The sequence below is a fragment of the Methylotenera sp. genome (assembly GCF_030684185.1).
Taxonomy (GTDB): Bacteria; Pseudomonadota; Gammaproteobacteria; order Burkholderiales; family Methylophilaceae; genus Methylotenera.
This window is the reverse complement of sequence record NZ_JAUXOY010000014.1, coordinates 498,965-516,298: the sequence shown is the minus strand read 5'-3', so window position 1 is coordinate 516,298 and position 17,334 is coordinate 498,965. Positions and strand designations below refer to the sequence as shown.

Annotated in this window: 17 protein-coding genes; 7 read left to right on the top strand and 10 right to left on the bottom strand. The window is 44.2% G+C overall.

Features of this window, described 5'->3' with window-relative positions; translation table 11 throughout:
• Positions 1 to 35: 35 nt before the first annotated feature.
• The 9 genes from phnE to Q8J82_RS05140 all read right to left on the bottom strand — a co-directional run bounded on the left by phnE (position 36) and on the right by Q8J82_RS05140 (position 7,997).
• On the bottom strand, positions 36 to 1,061 hold the full coding sequence (phnE, locus tag Q8J82_RS05180; protein ID WP_304908512.1) for a phosphonate ABC transporter, permease protein PhnE: 1,026 nt from the start codon (positions 1,059 to 1,061) through the stop codon (positions 36 to 38).
• Positions 1,062 to 1,071: 10 nt separating this feature from the next.
• Positions 1,072 to 1,878 (bottom strand): phosphonate ABC transporter ATP-binding protein, encoded by an 807-nt coding sequence (phnC, locus tag Q8J82_RS05175; RefSeq protein ID WP_304908513.1) that lies wholly within the window; start codon positions 1,876 to 1,878, stop codon positions 1,072 to 1,074.
• Between the two features lie 89 nt (positions 1,879 to 1,967).
• A complete protein-coding gene (locus tag Q8J82_RS05170; protein ID WP_304908514.1) occupies positions 1,968 to 2,090 on the bottom strand; it encodes a hypothetical protein in 123 nt (40 codons plus the stop codon).
• 8 nt (positions 2,091 to 2,098) lie between these two features.
• Positions 2,099 to 3,040 (bottom strand): phosphate/phosphite/phosphonate ABC transporter substrate-binding protein, encoded by a 942-nt coding sequence (locus Q8J82_RS05165; protein ID WP_304892260.1) that lies wholly within the window; start codon positions 3,038 to 3,040, stop codon positions 2,099 to 2,101.
• Between the two features lie 61 nt (positions 3,041 to 3,101).
• Positions 3,102 to 3,830: a phosphonate metabolism transcriptional regulator PhnF gene (gene phnF, locus Q8J82_RS05160; protein WP_304892259.1), complete on the bottom strand. Its 729-nt coding sequence runs from the start codon at positions 3,828 to 3,830 to the stop codon at positions 3,102 to 3,104.
• A gap of 315 nt (positions 3,831 to 4,145) precedes the next feature.
• A complete protein-coding gene (gene lysS / locus Q8J82_RS05155) occupies positions 4,146 to 5,702 on the bottom strand; it encodes a lysine--tRNA ligase (protein ID WP_304892258.1) in 1,557 nt (518 codons plus the stop codon).
• A gap of 2 nt (positions 5,703 to 5,704) precedes the next feature.
• Positions 5,705 to 6,809 (bottom strand): peptide chain release factor 2 gene (prfB, locus tag Q8J82_RS05150; protein WP_304908515.1). Its coding sequence is split into 2 segments (ribosomal slippage): positions 5,705 to 6,727 and positions 6,729 to 6,809, totalling 1,104 coding nucleotides; the frame shifts between segments, so codons are not numbered across the junction.
• Positions 6,810 to 6,951: 142 nt separating this feature from the next.
• The gene (gene arsC / locus Q8J82_RS05145; protein WP_305327879.1) at positions 6,952 to 7,356 is read right to left on the bottom strand and encodes an arsenate reductase (glutaredoxin); all 405 of its coding nucleotides are present in this window, start codon (positions 7,354 to 7,356) and stop codon (positions 6,952 to 6,954) included.
• A complete protein-coding gene (locus tag Q8J82_RS05140) occupies positions 7,353 to 7,997 on the bottom strand; it encodes an MIP/aquaporin family protein (protein ID WP_305327878.1) in 645 nt (214 codons plus the stop codon). Before Q8J82_RS05140 ends, arsC begins: the two co-directional genes overlap by 4 nt.
• Before the next feature lie 391 nt (positions 7,998 to 8,388).
• Between Q8J82_RS05140 and Q8J82_RS05135 the strand changes: the two genes are divergently transcribed.
• The 5 genes from Q8J82_RS05135 to phoU all read left to right on the top strand — a co-directional run bounded on the left by Q8J82_RS05135 (position 8,389) and on the right by phoU (position 12,993).
• The gene (locus Q8J82_RS05135) at positions 8,389 to 9,387 is read left to right on the top strand and encodes a PstS family phosphate ABC transporter substrate-binding protein (protein WP_305327877.1); all 999 of its coding nucleotides are present in this window, start codon (positions 8,389 to 8,391) and stop codon (positions 9,385 to 9,387) included.
• A gap of 99 nt (positions 9,388 to 9,486) precedes the next feature.
• Entirely contained in the window at positions 9,487 to 10,434 is a 948-nt protein-coding gene (gene pstC, locus Q8J82_RS05130; protein ID WP_305327876.1) for a phosphate ABC transporter permease subunit PstC, read from the top strand.
• Between the two features lies 1 nt (position 10,435).
• The gene (pstA, locus tag Q8J82_RS05125; protein ID WP_305327875.1) at positions 10,436 to 11,383 is read left to right on the top strand and encodes a phosphate ABC transporter permease PstA; all 948 of its coding nucleotides are present in this window, start codon (positions 10,436 to 10,438) and stop codon (positions 11,381 to 11,383) included.
• A 43-nt stretch (positions 11,384 to 11,426) separates the two neighbouring features.
• The gene (pstB, locus tag Q8J82_RS05120) at positions 11,427 to 12,206 is read left to right on the top strand and encodes a phosphate ABC transporter ATP-binding protein PstB (protein ID WP_305327874.1); all 780 of its coding nucleotides are present in this window, start codon (positions 11,427 to 11,429) and stop codon (positions 12,204 to 12,206) included.
• 79 nt (positions 12,207 to 12,285) lie between these two features.
• The gene (gene phoU / locus Q8J82_RS05115) at positions 12,286 to 12,993 is read left to right on the top strand and encodes a phosphate signaling complex protein PhoU (protein WP_304892248.1); all 708 of its coding nucleotides are present in this window, start codon (positions 12,286 to 12,288) and stop codon (positions 12,991 to 12,993) included.
• Between the two features lie 72 nt (positions 12,994 to 13,065).
• On the opposite strand, the gene Q8J82_RS05110 is transcribed toward phoU, so the two are convergent.
• Positions 13,066 to 14,286, bottom strand: coding sequence for a glycosyltransferase (locus tag Q8J82_RS05110; RefSeq protein WP_305327873.1), 1,221 nt, complete (start codon positions 14,284 to 14,286; stop codon positions 13,066 to 13,068).
• A gap of 139 nt (positions 14,287 to 14,425) precedes the next feature.
• On the opposite strand from Q8J82_RS05110, the gene Q8J82_RS05105 reads away from it, so the two are divergent.
• On the top strand, positions 14,426 to 15,292 hold the full coding sequence (locus tag Q8J82_RS05105) for a zinc dependent phospholipase C family protein (protein WP_305327872.1): 867 nt from the start codon (positions 14,426 to 14,428) through the stop codon (positions 15,290 to 15,292).
• A 245-nt stretch (positions 15,293 to 15,537) separates the two neighbouring features.
• Positions 15,538 to 17,331 (top strand): OmpA family protein, encoded by a 1,794-nt coding sequence (locus Q8J82_RS05100; protein ID WP_305327871.1) that lies wholly within the window; start codon positions 15,538 to 15,540, stop codon positions 17,329 to 17,331.
• The last annotated feature ends 3 nt before the right edge of the window (positions 17,332 to 17,334 follow it).

Below are 17,334 nucleotides of genomic sequence, written 5' to 3'. Positions count from 1 at the left end.
AACTGCAGCAAACAAGGCGAGAAGGTTTTGTCTATTTAAATAAGCTTAGCGCGCAAGCGTGCCGAGAACTGATCCAGCAGAAATACCACAATAAAAATGGCAATCAAGATGGTCGCGACATGGTCATACTGAAACATATCAAAGCGACCTTTTAGCTCTTGGCCAATACCGCCCGCACCTACCAGACCAATCACCGTTGCCATCCGCACATTGCGGTCTAAAATGTAGAGCGTATAAGCAATGTATTGCGGCACTACTTGCGGCATCACGCCATACCACAGCGTTTTGAGCTTGCCTGCACCGATGGCTTCAAGCGCCTCTTGCGGTTTTTTGTCAGCATTTTCAATGTCTTCGGCGTAAAATTTCCCTAAAAACCCTGCTGCATGAAGCCCTAGTGCCAGCACACCTGCAATCGGGCCAAAGCCATAGGCCAACACCAAAAACAAAGCAACGATTAGTTCTGGCATGGAGCGCAGTAAACTAATCGTGCCGCGTGCCAATGTGTAAGTAAAATGATTAACCGTATAGTTTCGTGCCGCAAACCAAGCCAGCGGAATAGAAAGCACCACTGAAAACAGCGTGCCCCATATCGCAATTTCAATGGTTTCCAGCATTTTGATAAATACAGTCCACGCATAGCCTAATGGCTTGATGAGCAACTCTACCTTTTCGCTGCTTGTCTCCATTTCAAGCGTGTCAGGGTTGAGGTGCTGCTCTACCTTTTCGCGTGTTTCTATTTTGGCAAGAAAGGGTAATTGGTCACGGTCTAAATCCGTCAATCGCGCCACTTCTTCTTCCGTGCCAAACGCTGGCGGCCACATTGATGCACCCACACGCGACAAGCCACGCACTACTTGTGAATCATCAGCCAGTCCGACAAGGTTGCCGACTGCCTGCCCAGTCATCACCACCATCTTGTCCATCTCGGTGCGATGCCCGGTAAAAAGCAACACGGCCAACACAAGCAATAGCAATAGCAAATGCTTTGCACGATATGGTTGATCTAGCTGCCAATCTAGCGTTGTGCCCTGCGCGGGCACGGGTATTGGTTTAATATCCATTATTTTTCTCTTAAGCAGCCACTAATTGCGGTTGCAATGCATCGTTATATAAATCTGCTGCCTCTGCAACAGCGTTATCTTCCCACTGTGCACCTTGATACAGGGCTTCCATGCGCTCATCTGTAAACTCGGCTGGCGTACCATCGAACACAATTTTTCCGTCACGCATACCTACAATGCGGTCGCCAAATTCACGCGCTAAATCTACTTGATGCAAACTGCAAAGCACTGTTGCGTTGCGTTCACGCGCCGCATCTCGTATCAAGCTTAAAATTTCGCGTGAGATTTTTGGGTCCAAACTTGCCACAGGTTCATCTGCCAGCACTACTTCAGGGTCAAGCATAAAGGCGCGTGCCACACCTACGCGTTGCTGTTGCCCACCCGAAAGCTCACCTGCGCGGCGCAACAAATGCTTAGGGTCTAGCCCAACGCGCGCTAACAAGGCACAGGCTTTTGCACGATGCGCGGGCTCAAACCAGCCTAAAATCGCGCGTCCTGTAGAAACTACGGGCAACAACCCAGCCAGCACATTAGCCGCCACGCTCATGCGCAAGGTTAAATTAAAATGCTGATGAATCATCGCCACGCGCTGACGCAATGTGCGGGCAGTAGCCGCTGTCAACTCTGTACCATCAATGTTGATGCGCCCACCAGTCGTTTGCGTAAGCCCGTTGACTGTGCGGAGTAGCGTTGACTTACCAGCACCTGAAGGCCCTAAAATTACACAAAACTGCCCTTTTGGAATACTCACATTCACATCAGACAGTGCTAACGTGCCGTCTGGCCATTTTTTTGAAATTTGTTGAAATTCGATCATGTTGATATCTCCTTAATGATGTTAGTGTAGCCATCGCTGTGCCGCCCAACTCAAGTTGAGACCTTTGCAAAAGTGTTTATTGCGGCAAATTACTGCGTTGCGCGGTACTCGCAACCTCGCTGTACACCGCGTACTATCTCGGCTTCTGTGTTCCGTGCGCCTTGTACTTTATCCACACTAAACACTTTTGCAAAGGTCTCAAGTTGTTGCAAAAAATTGACTAGCGTTTACCTGCTTTTTGCATGATTTCGGTTTTCACTTGGTCAGTCACGGTGTCAAACATTCTGCCAGTTTCTGCCATTTGCGCCTCACTCACCGCTGAGGTGTAACCATCTACCTTAGCACCGCCGTAACCACGAATTTGCTCTTTAGTAATGCCGTCCATTTTGGCTACATTGCTGAATGCAAATTTAAGTTTCGCTTTAAGCTCTTTGCTTAATTCTGGATGCACAGCCAATGGTGGGTTAGGAATTGGGGCACTCTTCATTACCACCTTAATTTTGCTCGGGTCAATGGCTTTTTGGTTCACGGCTTTTTCGTAAGAATCAAACGAAGCGCCGCCTGCATCAACCAAGCCTTCAGCCAAGGCTTTCAGCACGTTGGCATGGCTACCTGCCATATTGATGACTGAAGCATCTTTAGCAGGATTCACGCCATTAGCTAACATCATGGCCACAGGTACGTTAAAGCTAGAGGTTGAATTCACATCGCCCAAAGCAATTTTTTTACCTTTAAGATCAGTAATACTGTTGATGTTGGCATCTTTACGCGCAAAAATGCCTGAGTAGTAAATAGATTGATCATTCTTCACAGCTAATGCTAATAAATCTGCACAGCCACGGTTATGCGCTTGCATGTATGAAGCTGGGCCAAACCAGGCAATATCAGCCGCACCGTTGCACATCGCTTCAACCACAGCGCCGTAGCTCTGCCCCACTTTGATATCGAACTTGATGTTATAAAACTTTGAAATTGCATCAAACACTGGCTGAAAATCTTTTTTGGTACCATCTTCGGTACCGCCATCAGCAGGCACTAAAATCACGCGCAGAGGCTTAGCTTCACTACCGTCGTTTTGTGCTGCAAAGCTCAGAGTAGGGGTCAGAATAGAAGCCGTTAATAGCGCAGCAGTCATCGTGGAAAACATTTTTTTAGCAAACATTTGAAACACTCCTTTAAGGTTAGATAAAGCAAAATTTATAAAACAAAAATTAATAAAACTATTACGGACAAATCCTCAGCTGAATGCGGTCGGCACGAAATCTTGTTAATGCATATTCCAGTGGCACGCCAGTATTTACATCGACATTCACGCTCTTAACCCGTAACACTGCCTGATGCTGTGGCATGTGTAGCAAACCGGCATCATCACCTAATGGCAGTGTGGCTGTTACCAAACTTTCCACCCTGCGTAGAGATATTTGATAGTTGCTAAGAATAAAATCGTGAAGTGATCCGCCGGTATAACTTTCCAGCAATTCAGGAAAGCGCTGTAACGGGAGAAAGTGAGAAATCACGCAGTAAGGCCGGTCATCTACCAAACGCAAGGTTTCCAGCCAAGCCACTGGCGTATCCTCGGCTAGACCAAGGCGCTTGGCCACGCCGTCGCGCGCTGGTATTTGCAGCTTTCTCAAAATACGCGTGACTGCCGTCATGCCTTCGGCTTCCAGCAGTTCGGTAAAGCGCGTATTCTGTCCCAACGTATAATCAATCGGCGCATCAAGTACACGTGTGCCCTTGCCGTGATTGCGTTCGACCAAGCCAGACTGCATCAGCTCTTCAATCGCACGACGCAGCGTATGGCGATTCACGCCAAAACGTTGCGCAAGCAGAGCCTCGGACGGCAAATAACTGCCAGGCTGATAGAAACGCTGGATTTCATCTTCCAACTGACGGGCGATTTGGCTGTAAACAGCCTCACCCCCAAAACGATTGATTGCAAGTAAACTCATCTAGACATGCCGATAACATTAAGATGAGCCTAGTTTAGTGAGGCTTTATGACACTTACGTGAAGGTAATATGAAGGTTTTTGTTGAACTGCGTGTGCAACTAACAATGTGTCAAACGACTTTCAGCTTGAGTGCTGGCAATATCGCTATCTTTTATCTTAGACAATAAAAAACCGCTAAGCTAATTAAATTTAGCCAGCGGTTTGAAGATGTTTTGGTAGGAGGGGCTTGTAGCCCCGAATGCGATGGTGAAGTTCCGACCATTGAAACTTGTTGCTTGGGTTGTTCGCGGCTGCAAGCCGCTCCTACATACGGATTAGCTTTCAGCGCGCATGTGCGGGAACAGAATCACATCACGAATACTTGCGCTATCGGTAATCATCATCACTAAGCGGTCGATACCGATACCGCAACCGCCTGCTGGCGGCATGCCATATTCCAAGGCGCGTATAAAGTCCGCATCGTAGAACATCGCTTCATGGTCACCCGCTTCTTTGGCTTTCATTTGCGCGTGGAAGCGCGCTGCCTGGTCTTCAGCATCATTAAGCTCACTGAAGCCATTGGCAATTTCACGCCCTGTGACGAATAACTCAAAACGCTCGGTAATTTCTGGATTTGAATCAGAAGCACGCGCTAAAGGTGAAACCTCAACCGGGTAATCAATAATATAGGTTGGATTCCATAACTGACTCTCAGCTGTTTCTTCAAACAGGGCTAATTGCAATGCACCTAAGCCTGCGTGATCAAAAGGTTTTGTGCCAAATTTCATGATTTCTGCACGTAAAAATGCGGTATCGTGCAACTGCTCATGCGTATATTGCGGTGCATATTTTTGTATCGCACCTACAATCGTCAGGCGCTCAAACGGTTTGCTTAAATCTAACTCGCGCCCCTGATATTCGAGCACCGCTGTACCACGTGCCGCAATTGCCGCAGCACGAATACAACGCTCAGTGAAATCCATCAACCATAAGTAATCCGTATAAGCTGCGTAAAACTCCATCATGGTGAATTCAGGGTTATGACGAACACTTAAACCCTCATTACGGAAATTTCGGTTTACTTCAAATACACGCTCAAATCCGCCCACTACCAAACGCTTTAAATATAACTCTGGGGCGATACGCAGATACATTTGCATATCCAGCGCATTGTGATGTGTGATGAATGGTTTAGCCGATGCGCCACCTGGAATAGGGTGCAACATAGGGGTTTCAACTTCTAGAAATTGATTTTCCAGCATAAACTCACGAATGGCTGAAACCACTTTACTACGCGCGATAAAAGTTGCACGTGTTTCTTCAGACACAATCAAATCAACATAGCGCTGGCGATATTTCACCTCTTGGTCTTGCAGACCATGAAACTTTTCAGGCAGCGGGCGTAAAGATTTAGTGAGTAAGCGTAGTTCAGATACCTTAACTGAAAGCTCGCCTGTTTTGGTTTTAAATAATACGCCTTTAGCTGCAATAATGTCGCCTAAATCCCAATGCTTAAAAGCATCGTAAATCGCCTCTTTATTCTCATCCGTTATATTGTCTTTAGAAATGAACAACTGAATGCGCCCGGTGCTATCTTGCACAGTAGCAAAACTGGCTTTACCCATCACGCGCTTCAGCATCATGCGGCCAGCGATGCTCACATGCACGGCTTTAGGGTCTAGCACTTCATTTTCAAAACCACCAAACTCGGCATGTAATACCGCAGCCTGATAATCCGGCTTAAAGTCATTCGGGAAAGCAACGCCTCCTGTCGCTTCACGAATTGCTTTCAGCTTTTCACGACGCTCGGCAATGACGTGATTTTCGTCTACTGGCGTACCTTCATTATTTGCATTATTTGCATTTTGCTGACTACTTTGTTCGTTACTCACTCTTAAACTCCCTGCTTCAAACTTTCAGTAATAAATGGGTCAAGATCGCCATCTAGCACGCCTTGGGTATTGCCAATTTCAACACTTGTTCGTAAATCTTTAATCCTTGATTGATCAAGCACATAAGACCTGATTTGATGTCCCCAGCCAATATCGGTTTTAGCATCTTCAAGTGCTTGCTTGTCTGCATTCCGCTTGTTTAGCTCCAGGTTATACAGTGCGCCTTTAAGCATATTCATAGCTTCTGCCCGGTTGCGATGCTGCGATCTGTCGTTTTGACATTGCACTACGGTATTGGTTGGAATATGCGTTATACGTACGGCAGAATCAGTCTTGTTAATATGCTGACCACCAGCGCCACTGGCACGGTAGGTATCTACCCGCAAATCTGCTGGGTTGATGTCAATCTCGATGGAATCATCCACTTCAGGGAAAATCTGCACACTGGCGAATGAAGTGTGGCGTTTGGCATTAGAATCAAACGGTGATTTACGCACTAGTCTATGCACGCCATTTTCAGTCCGCAGCGTACCGTAAGCATAGTCGCCAGAGACCTTGATTGACGCGCCTTTAATGCCCGCCACATCACCTTCAGACTCTTCCAGCACTTCTACCTTAAAGCCTTTGCGCTCACAGTAACGCAAATACATGCGCAACAACATATTGCACCAGTCCTGCGCTTCGGTACCGCCACTGCCTGACTGAAACTCAATAAAACAATTGTTAGCGTCCATCGGCTGCGAGAACATGCGTTTAAATTCCATGTCGGCGATTTGCTTTTCCAGCGCTTCAGAATCCGCAGCAACACTTAATAAAGCGTCATCATCGCCTTCTTCACGCGCCATATCAAACAGTTCTTGCGAATCTTTTAAGCCCGCTTGTAAGCTGGTTAAAGAATCCACAATTAAGCCTAGCTCGCGCTTTTCTTTACCTAGCGCCTGGCTTTTAGCGTTATCGTCCCAAATTTTCGGGTCCTCTAACAAGCCGTTAACTTCTTCTAAACGCTGTGACTTCGTCTCAAAGTCAAAGATACCCCCTAAGGGCGTTATTGCGCTCGCTTAAATCGACCAGGCGATTAGCAATGATATTGAGTTGTTCAGCTTCCATAATGACTTCATTGAATTCTAAAAATGAGCATTATACAGCAAAGGCTTATATGGTTTCATGCTCCCTGAGCTTGTCGAAGGGATAAGGCTCAAGTGACAGATTCCCTTCGACAAGCTCAGGGAACCGCTAACTCAGGGAACCGCTAACCAACATTCACCACTTCGCCATCCTCTTTAACAAACGTAGCAAAGTTAATATTATCCAAAAGTGGCAGCACCAGTTCAGATGGACGGCATAACTTCACGCCTTTGGCCGTCACCACAATCGGGCGGTTGATTAAAATAGGGTGTAGCATCATGGCATCAATCAGCGCGTCATCAGATAAGCTTGGATTGCCAAGCTTAAGCTCGGCGTAAGGCGTGCCTTTTTCGCGCAATAGCTGACGCGGGCTAATGCCCATTTTTGAAATTAACTCAACCAGCTTTTCACGGCTTGGCGGGGTCTTCAGATACTCAATCACCTCAGGCTCCACACCGCTGGCGCGTATCATCGCCAAGGTGTTTCGAGATGTACCGCAAGCCGGATTATGATAAATAGTGACACTCATTTCGCTTCAGCCTTAATTAAAATTGATATTAATAATACCGCAACCAATTGCGCGGAAACAAAACCCAACACATCTGATGGGTGAATACCCACAAAAGTATTGGTTAGACTTCTTGCCAATGTAACCGCAGGGTTTGCAAAAAAAGTAGAAGAGGTAAACCAGTATCCGGCGGTGACCGTCAATGCCACCAGCATCGCCACTTTTTCTTTGGCATGCTTTACGCCTAAGCGAATCACGCTAAGCAAAACCAGTGTGGCAATCAGCTCGCTTACCCAAATGCCCAGGCCATGCCTGGGCTTGGCTGAGGCCTGAATAATTGGCAAAGCAAACATCAAGTGGACCAGCCAAACGCCGCCGATTGCGCCGGTAATTTGCGCTGCGATATAACTCAATAATGTTTGCAAATTAAGCGCGCCAGCGCGCCAGAACATAATGCTGACTACCGGGTTAAAATGCGCGCCAGATAAAGGTGCAAGCAAGGTAATCAGCACATACAGGCCGCAACCGGTGGCAATGCTGTTGCCTAGCAACGCCACGGCGGCATTGCCAGCACTCATAGCTTCACCCATGATGCCGGAGCCCGTCACTACAGCCAGCAGCAGCGCGGTCCCAAAAAATTCTGCAACTAATTTGATTTTCATATTTTTGTCATATCTATGTCATAATTTTGCTGCCGGAAACGCACTGTAGCGAACTACTCTGCCGGGCAATTATATAACAAGGATATCCGGCTTAAAGAATTTAAATTTTCTGTTTTATACCCGCGAACTCACGCGCGTGCGGTTAAATAAATCGTATACATAATAACTAATTTCATTTGGGGAGAACAAACATGGCCAGTGGCGTTTTTAGTCGTTTAATGACATCTATCACACCGCGCAGCGACAATTACACAGTATTAGCTCGTTTTAAAAGGGCCTTTAAAATGCCCTTTTTTATTTAACAAAGTCATATTTTTGTCATCAATTTGTCACAATTAAATTCTAATATTCGCATCAGATTAAAAATCTTTTTAACTTTGATGGAGATACTATGAACACAATACTAACCAAATCACTACGTGTCGCGACTTTAGTTGCTGCAACATTTTCAACATCACACGCACTTGCCGCAGAAAAAATCATCAAGATTGACGGTTCAAGCACAGTTTATCCAGTCAGTGAAGCAGTGGCTGAAGAGTTTCAAAAAATTTCAAAAACCAAAGTAACTGTTGGCGTTTCAGGTACTGGTGGCGGTTTCAAAAAGTTCTGCCGTGGTGAAACTGACATTTCAAATGCCTCTCGTCCTATTTTGCAAAAAGAAATTGATGCTTGTAAAGAAGCTGGTATTCAATTTATTGAATTGCCGATCGCTTACGATGCACTTACTGTGGTCATTAACCAAAAAAATGATTTTGCCAAAAAAATGACGGTTACTGAACTTAAAAAACTATGGGAACCAGCAGCACAAGGTAAAGTGAAAACCTGGAATCAGGTCAACCCGGCCTGGCCTAACACGCCGGTGAAATTATTTGGCCCTGGTGCTGATTCAGGTACGTTTGACTACTTTACCGAAGCGATTGTGGGTAAGGCAAAATCCAGCCGCGGTGACTTTACTGCCTCTGAAGATGACAATGTACTGGTAAAAGGCGTAGTGGGTGATGTTGGCGGTCTTGGTTATTTCGGTTATGCCTATTATGAAGAAAACCAGGACAAATTGACTGCGGTGGCGATTATTGAAAAGGCAGGCAAACCAGCTGTATTGCCTTCAAAAGCAACGATTGAAGATGGCTCTTACCAACCGCTTGCGCGCCCGATCTTTATTTATGTCAACGCAACTGCTGCCGCGTTTAAACCAGAGGTCAAAGCTTTTGTTAACTACTATCTGGAACAAAGCAAACCGCTGATTGAAGAAGTAAAATATGTGGCGTTACCAGAAAAAGAGCAGAATGCAGTAATTAAACATTGGAAAGAGCTCAAACCAGGCACTGGTTTTGGCGGTAAAGCTGAAGTTGGTGTAAAAATTGAAGAGTTATTAGCCCGTATTAAATAATATGAGCTAACTGGTTCTGGCTTGTTAGGTGTTAAATTTAATCACACTAACAAGCCAGCATCTTTCTAAAATCCGCTACAATAAGCTGGTGTACTCAACGTGAATACGGTAAATCAAGTGCTAAATAACCCTATCAATCTTCAAATCAGCGATCGCCTATCTAAAAACTTTACCCGACACTTCAAAGAACGTGTCATCGAGTTCGTGTTAATGCTGGCCGCCCTCTCGGCCGTGTTTACGACGGTGGCCATTGTCGGCATTTTATTGTATGAGTCTTACGGCTTTTTTGAGCATGTTGCGCTTAAAGACTTTTTAACGGATACCGTCTGGACACCGCTATTTGAAAACCCGCGTTATGGAATATTGCCATTAGTATCGGGTACGCTAACAATCACTGGGGTTGCGCTCATGATAGCTATTCCGATTGGTACGATTAGCGCGATTTATCTTTCTGAGTTTGCCTCTCACAAAGTACGTGAAACAGTCAAGCCCATATTGGAGCTTTTAGAAGGTGTGCCGACCATTGTGTTTGGTTACTTTGCCCTGTTATTTATAACACCTTTATTACAAAAAATATTCCCAGGATTACCCACTTTTAATATGCTAAGCCCCGGTATTGTGGTTGGCATTATGATTATCCCCTACATTGCTTCAGTATCTGAAGATGCCATGCGCGCCGTACCCATGAGCATGCGCGAGGGCTCTTATGCCATGGGGGCAACACGTTTTCAAACTGCAATTCGCGTGGTGACACCAGCGGCCATATCCGGCATTGTGGCTGCTTACATTCTAGGCATATCGCGCGCCATTGGTGAAACCATGGTAGTGGCCATTGCAGCAGGTCAGCAGCCTAACCTCACCTTTAACCCGATGGAGTCAGCTGCAACAATTACCGCTTATATTGTGCAAGTGGCGATGGGCGATTTGCCGCACGGCAGTATCGGCTATCAAAGTATTTTTGCCGCCGGCCTAGTATTGATGCTAATGACGCTCACTTTGAATCTTATTGGCCATATGACACGCAAGAAATTTAGCGAGAGATATTAAAATGAATCCGCAACCACAAGCAAACACACTTAAAAATCTTGATGAAGTGCGCGCCATGATTAAGCGCCACAAACTCAATGATTATATTTTTTCAATCATCGGCTTACTTTGTTTAATGGTAGGCTTACTCACCCTACTGACGCTGTTTATCGATTTAATTCTATCGGGTTACCCTAAATTACTTTCAGCCAGCTTCTATACTGATTTTCCTTCCCGCCGTGCAGATAGCGCGGGTTTGTTGTCGGCTTTGGTCGGCTCTTCTTTGGTGATGCTGGTAACGTTTTTTTCAGCCGTACCCATGGGCGTCATGGCGGCAATTTATCTTGAAGAATACGCACCTAAAAACTGGTTCTCTGATTTAATTGAAATCAATGTATCTAATCTTGCGGCAGTGCCTTCTATCATTTACGGTTTATTGGCACTTGGTCTATTTGTGTATATTCTGGATTTTGGTCAGAGTATTCTCACGGCTGGCTTAACACTGGGTTTGTTAATTTTGCCAGTAGTGATTGTGGCCACACGTGAAGCGATACGTAGCATCCCGATTGCTATTCGTGAAGCAGCCTACGCAGTAGGTGCCACCAAATGGCAAGTGGTGTACGACCACGTGATTAAATATTCCTTCGGCGGCATTCTCACTGGCGTCATCATTGGCATGGCACGTGCGATCGGCGAAACAGCCCCGATTATCACCATTGGTGCACTCACGTTTATTGCATTTTTGCCGCCATCGCCAATCACGACAGCCGCACCTTTCTTAAACTTTGAGTGGCTGTCTTCGGGCTTTACTGTACTACCGATTCAAATGTTCAGTTGGCTTTCCAGACCTAGCGAAGCGTTTCATGTCAATGCAGCTGCGGCAGGTGTGGTAATCATTCTAGTCACATTGTTGATGAATGGTTTTGCTATCAGAATGCGCTACAAAATGCGCAAAAACATCAAATGGTAATGAATAATTATTTGAATATCTATTAACAGGAATCTACCTTCACATGATGACAACAACTACGCCGGTAAAGGCTGAAGCACGCAACCTCAGCTTTTTTTACAACGGTGGTAACCATGCGCTTAAAGGCGTCAATATGCCGCTTTATGAAAATAAAATTACCGCACTCATCGGGCCATCCGGTTGCGGAAAATCCACATTCCTGCGCTGTTTTAATCGCATGCATGATTTATACCCTGGCAATAAATATGAGGGTCAAATCGTCATGCACCCTGACAACACCAACATTTTGGAAAAAAGCGTTGATCCGATTGAAGTACGTATGCGCATTAGCATGGTGTTTCAGAAGCCCAATCCGTTCCCTAAATCCATTTACGAAAATGTAGCTTACGGTCTGCGTGTACGTGGTGAAAACAACAAACGTATGCTGGATGACAAAGTAGAAGAAGCCTTAAAAGGCGCTGCATTATGGAATGAAGTCAAAGACCGCCAGCAAGACTTAGCCTTTAATTTATCAGGTGGCCAGCAGCAACGTTTGTGCATTGCTCGCGCGTTGGCAACCGACCCTGAAATTATGCTATTTGACGAGCCAACTTCGGCACTTGACCCAATAGCCACAGCCAACATTGAAGAGCTAATGAGTGAACTAAAAAATAAACTTACAATTTTAGTGGTAACACACAATATGCAACAAGCGGCTCGTGTTTCAGATTACACAGCCTATATGTATTTAGGTGAACTGATGGAATACGGCGATACAGACACTATTTTTACCCGGCCCACTCGTAAAGAAACAGAAGATTACATTACCGGCAAGTTTGGTTAATTAGGCACATCAAGCCATTTTATATGAGTAAAGTATTTATTTTTAGTGACGCCCAGCAAGACTTTAAAAGGATTAAGTGATGCAATCTGAACATATTTTTAAACAATACGATGCTGAATTAGAAGCCGTACGCGCCAAGGTGCTGGAAATGGGCAGTCTGGTTGAACAACAGATTGTAGATGCACTTGAGTCATTGGTGACATCAAACCCGAGACTCTCTGAGTCAGTGATTAAACGAGACCATCTAGTCAATGCCCTAGAAGTACAAATAGATGAAGATTGCAGTCATATTATTGCAAGACGCCAGCCAACGGCAGGTGATTTACGCATGATTCTGATGATGATTAAAACCATTACAGATCTTGAGCGTATCGGTGATGAAGCCGCAAAAGTAGCCCGATTTGCACAAAAAACATTTGAAACAGACCGTATGTGGACGCCGCGCTTTGCCGAAATAAAAGCAATGGCTAATCTGGCGCGTGAAATGTTACATATGTCGTTAGACGCTTTTGCACGCTCGGATGCGACTAAAGTGCTGGCAATTGCACAAATGGACGAACAGGTAGATGATCAGTACCAAATGACGATTCGCCATCTGATTACATTTATGCTGGAAGATCCACGGGCAATCTCAATGTCTTTAGAAGTATTATTTGTTTCAAAAGCGATTGAGCGCATTGGTGACCACGCAAAAAATATCTCTGAATACGTAGTTTATATGGTTAAAGGTAAAGATGTTCGTCATATCAGCATGGAAGAAATGGAGCAAGAAGCTTCCAGACCTTAAGATATAGCGATTTAGTTATTTAAAAAGCCAGCAGTTGCTGGCTTTTTTATTGGCTGTGACCTTAAAAATTGCTTAATGACTAGCCTGATTTTTTAGAATTTCAGCCTGGAGTTGAGAATAGCCTGCAATAGAGGGCTTACAAACGATGATCTGTGAGTAAAAGTTAATCATGCGCTCAGCCTGCAATTTAGCGGTCCACTTGTCTAATGCATAGGCTTTTGCTTGCTTGCCAAGCTCAAATGCATGCTCTGGGTATATCAATAACTGATGCACTCTTTCAGAAAAATGCTGCGTACATTCATTGGCTATCAATGCGCCTTTACCCTCAATCAAAATTGAGGCTGTGCCCAATTCAGCAATCGCCACCACGGGCGTACCTTGCGCCATAGCCTCTAATAGCACCAATCCTTGCGTTTCACTTTTAGAAGCGAATACAAATACATCGGCAGACTGATAACAGGCATTTAGCTCGGTATGCCTGTCTAAATACCCGATAAATTTTACGTTATCTTCTATTCCTAGTGTTTTAGCCAGCTGATGTAAACTTGCCTCGGCTGGCCCTTCACCAGTGACGACCAACAGCACATCAGGCCGCTTTTCGACCAGTATTTTGGTCATTTCTAATAAAAAATGGATGTTCTTTTCAAAAGCCACGCGACCCACATAGAGTAATTTTGGACGATCTAAGGCTATACCATATTTCAATCTGAATGCCTGACCATCGGCTTCTTTAAAACTGTGTTCTTGTAAACCGGTAGGAATGACTTCAGCAGGCACCTTTACGCCATAAGCGCGCAATACATCCAGCATGGGTTTTGATGGCGCCACAATCGCATCTACCGCATTGCACTGACGTTTGGATATCAACCTCGCCATGCCTCGTGCCAAAGACTTAGGCATCCAAGGTAAGTAATGATGCAAATAATCCTCAAAAAATGTATGGTAGGTTTCTATACAAGGGATATTAAGCTTTGCGGCCAGTTTAAGACCCAGGTAGTGCGCCACAAAAGGTGTATGCACATGAATAATGTCGTATTTTTCTTGCTCAAGACTAGGCAATAATTTCATCGCCTCACCATACTTCATGAGCTTATCTTCAGGATCAAAATATATGCTGCGTGCCGGAATACGCTTAACCCATGAATCATCATCTTGTGCTGCAACTTCATAATCCGGCGCAATCAAATGTACTTCATGGCCTAAACTCTGCATTTGCTCTACAAAAGTTTTAATAGAAGTAGATACGCCATTAATGCGCGGAAAGTAAACATCTGAGATAAATAAGATTTTCATATATTTAATCAAGTAGTTAATTAAATTGAACAATAGCGGTTTAATATGACGATTTTATGAATAGCCATCATCAATTTTGTCACTAAAAAATCATGGTTTTGTAACGTTTAATTCATAACTGCATGGCAAATTAGAAGCCATGCAATTACCAGCATACCTAAAAAAATGTTATTGGTGGTTACCGTGTTGCCTATATTCAATAGATGCCAACGCATGGGGCTTAGTAACGCATTTGTATTTCGCACAATCGTTACTTTGGGCAATGCCATTGCTAGACCCACGTCTACAAAGCGCTATTAAAAAATTTCCTGAACTGGTTATGGCTGGGGCTTGCTTGCCTGATCTGGCGATTGTAAGCCATCGTTATCGGCACACGCATCTGTGGGAAAACGCCCACCAACTGATGCTAGCCGCACAAACGGATGAAGAACTTGCGATTGCGATTGGTTATATGAGTCACTTATATGTTGATGTAATCGCCCATAACCATTTTGTCCCCGCACATGAAGCGATGTGGCATAAAAATGAAGTATTGACCCATATTGCATCAGAATGGGCGATGGACGCACATTTGGCGCCAATAATGAACACCTCTCCTCGTTACCTGCTAACTCGTCACCAAGATGTTATTGCACAATTTATTTCGATAAATTTTAGATGCACTAAAATCGTGACTATAGTTGCCTTAAAGCGGCTAGCATTCTGGGATGGCATATTACGTTTTGTCAGACTACCGAATGTGATTTATTTCTTAGTACGTTTATTAGATAAACGTGTATTTAGGCACTTTGTGTATTACATAGCTAAAACACAGCTGGCCGTAGCTGATATAGGTGAGGCATTAAATGGAAGAAATCCAATATTAGAACCTGAACTCAAGAATCTGAGTATGGCACAGCTAGATAGTTGGCGAGAACAATGCGCTACACATTTAAAGTATTTTCCACCAAAGCCAATTGAATATTTTAATGTAAATCTATACAAATTTAATGTAACTGAACTTTGAAGTAGATTTGCACTTAGCACCAAGCAGTTCTCAAGTATTTTTTGCTGGCGTTTTGAGCTTCTGTAATTAAATCTAAATATACATTTATACTAAATTACAAACAATCTCAAAATGGTATTTTGAAGGTATTTGAAACTCCCCATAAAAAAATCATTTGGGCCTGTCAGCGAAACGAACATTAAACACGTTACAATTAATTACAAGTAAGTTACAATCAAAAAAAATTAATAAAAAAAGGTATTTTGATGCGTAACTACAGCCATAAAAAACTGGCCGCTTTCCCTGCTCGTCTTTTTAAAATGAAACATCCGTTAGTCAATCAGCTAGCACCACGGTTAGAACTTGCTACTTTTTTAAATAAATTCAGATTATCTCCTCGCATCATCGCAACACCGCTACTTTTATGTTTAACGCTACAAGGTTGCGTTACTACCAACCCGAAAACTGGAAATTCTTCAATCAAAGAAACATTCAAGCAAACTTTTGCTAGCGATGATCCTTGTGCTAACAATGCCCGTAACATCGGCATACTAGCAGGGACGATTTTAGGCGGTGTTATCGGTAGCCAAATTGGCGATAGCAAAACCACGGGTATCTTACTTGGCATTGGCATCGGTGGTGCGCTAGGTGCATTTATTGGCTCAGAAGTTGATAATCGCCAATGTGCACTTTCAAAAATTGGGCAAAAATATGGCTTGGATATGCAGGTCACGCCGCTAGCGGTTAGTGCGGAGATGGAGCCAACAGACAAAACATCAGCTGACACCACGCAAAAAGTAGGGCTTTCTGTTTCAGTGGTGGACGTAGATGGTAAACCTCAATTTACTAGCGGATCAGGCGAACTTCAAGCGGAGGCAAAACAGCACTTTAGCGAAATTGCTAAACAGTATTCAGCAAAAGAGCAACTCGCACTTATCAGTAAGGATAAGACCGAGCAAGAAAAAAAAGTCATTTTTGACGAGCTACGTAAAAAACGTATTTTGCTAATTGGTCATACCGACGACACTGGCAACTCTAAAACGAATGCCGATTTGTCAGAAAAACGCGCCCAGTCGGTTGCTAAATTATTTAAATCTATGGGGGTTGAAGAAAGCCAGCTGTTCTACCAAGGCGCAGGCGAAACTATGCCCGCTGATGACAATGCCACGCCTGAAGGCCGCGCTAAAAACCGTAGGGTGGAAATTGTAGATTTAACCAATGAGGAAGCATTCAAGCTTTATCTGCAAAATAAGCGTGCTAAAACCGAGTATTACCGTGCCATAGATGTAACCAAAGATGTGACCAATGCGAAAAGTAATGCAGAAACCTCCGCAAACACCTCTCAAGCAGAAACTAAAGCCACTAATAAAGTACCATTCAATAAAAAAGAAAAAGTAACTGTTACCACTAAAAAAGTGGACCAAAAAACCACGACCACTAAAGATACCTCTATAGCAAAAACTAAAGTATTGCCACGATCATGGATTGATTTTGGTGGGGCACCAGTCACACGCGAAAATTCTGCAGTGAATATTGGCGAAGTAGCAGGCACCAAACCTAAATTCGCACTTATAAGTACAGCGCAAGCAAGTGATATGCGACAGATCAGTGCTTGCAATTTAGATAGGCCGCGTGATTCTGGATCAGTGAAATCGCTTAAAGATGGTAAAGCTTTTGCAACGAACGACCATCTACCAGGGCTTAATGGACGCTCATGGCAAGACACAGTGGGCGGCAATCTAGTAGTACTAAACCACGTAGCCGTGTTGCGTGACGGTGCAACGCTTGCTAATGCACCAGAACTCAAAGTCTATAGCAACTATAACCCAAACAAAAATCGCAATCCTAAACCGGATGTTTTAATCAACCCACCCGTCAATACTTATCAAGGTAGCAATGGGGTGATATATCGCGTATTTGCACAAGGTGCACATGGTTTGCAGTGCATGGATATTTTAATGCCTGCCGATAGTAGTGGCATATCGAAAGAAGGAAAAATAATATATGGCGATAGAGATAATACGCTTGTAGCTGACTTTAAACCAAAAATGATTCGTTAAGAG

Excerpts from the sequence above, each read along its gene's own strand:
- Q8J82_RS05140 (WP_305327878.1), bottom strand. The coding sequence starts at position 7,997 with ATGAAAATCAAATTAGTTGCAGAATTTTTTGGGACCGCGCTGCTGCTG.
- Q8J82_RS05165 (WP_304892260.1), bottom strand. The coding sequence starts at position 3,040 with ATGTTTGCTAAAAAAATGTTTTCCACGATGACTGCTGCGCTATTAACG.
- phoU (WP_304892248.1), top strand. The coding sequence starts at position 12,286 with ATGCAATCTGAACATATTTTTAAACAATACGATGCTGAATTAGAAGCC.
- pstB (WP_305327874.1), top strand. The coding sequence starts at position 11,427 with ATGATGACAACAACTACGCCGGTAAAGGCTGAAGCACGCAACCTCAGC.
- Q8J82_RS05105 (WP_305327872.1), top strand. The coding sequence starts at position 14,426 with ATGCAATTACCAGCATACCTAAAAAAATGTTATTGGTGGTTACCGTGT.
- phnC (WP_304908513.1), bottom strand. The coding sequence starts at position 1,878 with ATGATCGAATTTCAACAAATTTCAAAAAAATGGCCAGACGGCACGTTA.
- pstA (WP_305327875.1), top strand. The coding sequence starts at position 10,436 with ATGAATCCGCAACCACAAGCAAACACACTTAAAAATCTTGATGAAGTG.
- phnE (WP_304908512.1), bottom strand. The coding sequence starts at position 1,061 with ATGGATATTAAACCAATACCCGTGCCCGCGCAGGGCACAACGCTAGAT.
- Q8J82_RS05100 (WP_305327871.1), top strand. The coding sequence starts at position 15,538 with ATGCGTAACTACAGCCATAAAAAACTGGCCGCTTTCCCTGCTCGTCTT.
- arsC (WP_305327879.1), bottom strand. The coding sequence starts at position 7,356 with ATGAGTGTCACTATTTATCATAATCCGGCTTGCGGTACATCTCGAAAC.
- Q8J82_RS05135 (WP_305327877.1), top strand. The coding sequence starts at position 8,389 with ATGAACACAATACTAACCAAATCACTACGTGTCGCGACTTTAGTTGCT.
- Q8J82_RS05110 (WP_305327873.1), bottom strand. The coding sequence starts at position 14,286 with ATGAAAATCTTATTTATCTCAGATGTTTACTTTCCGCGCATTAATGGC.
- phnF (WP_304892259.1), bottom strand. The coding sequence starts at position 3,830 with ATGAGTTTACTTGCAATCAATCGTTTTGGGGGTGAGGCTGTTTACAGC.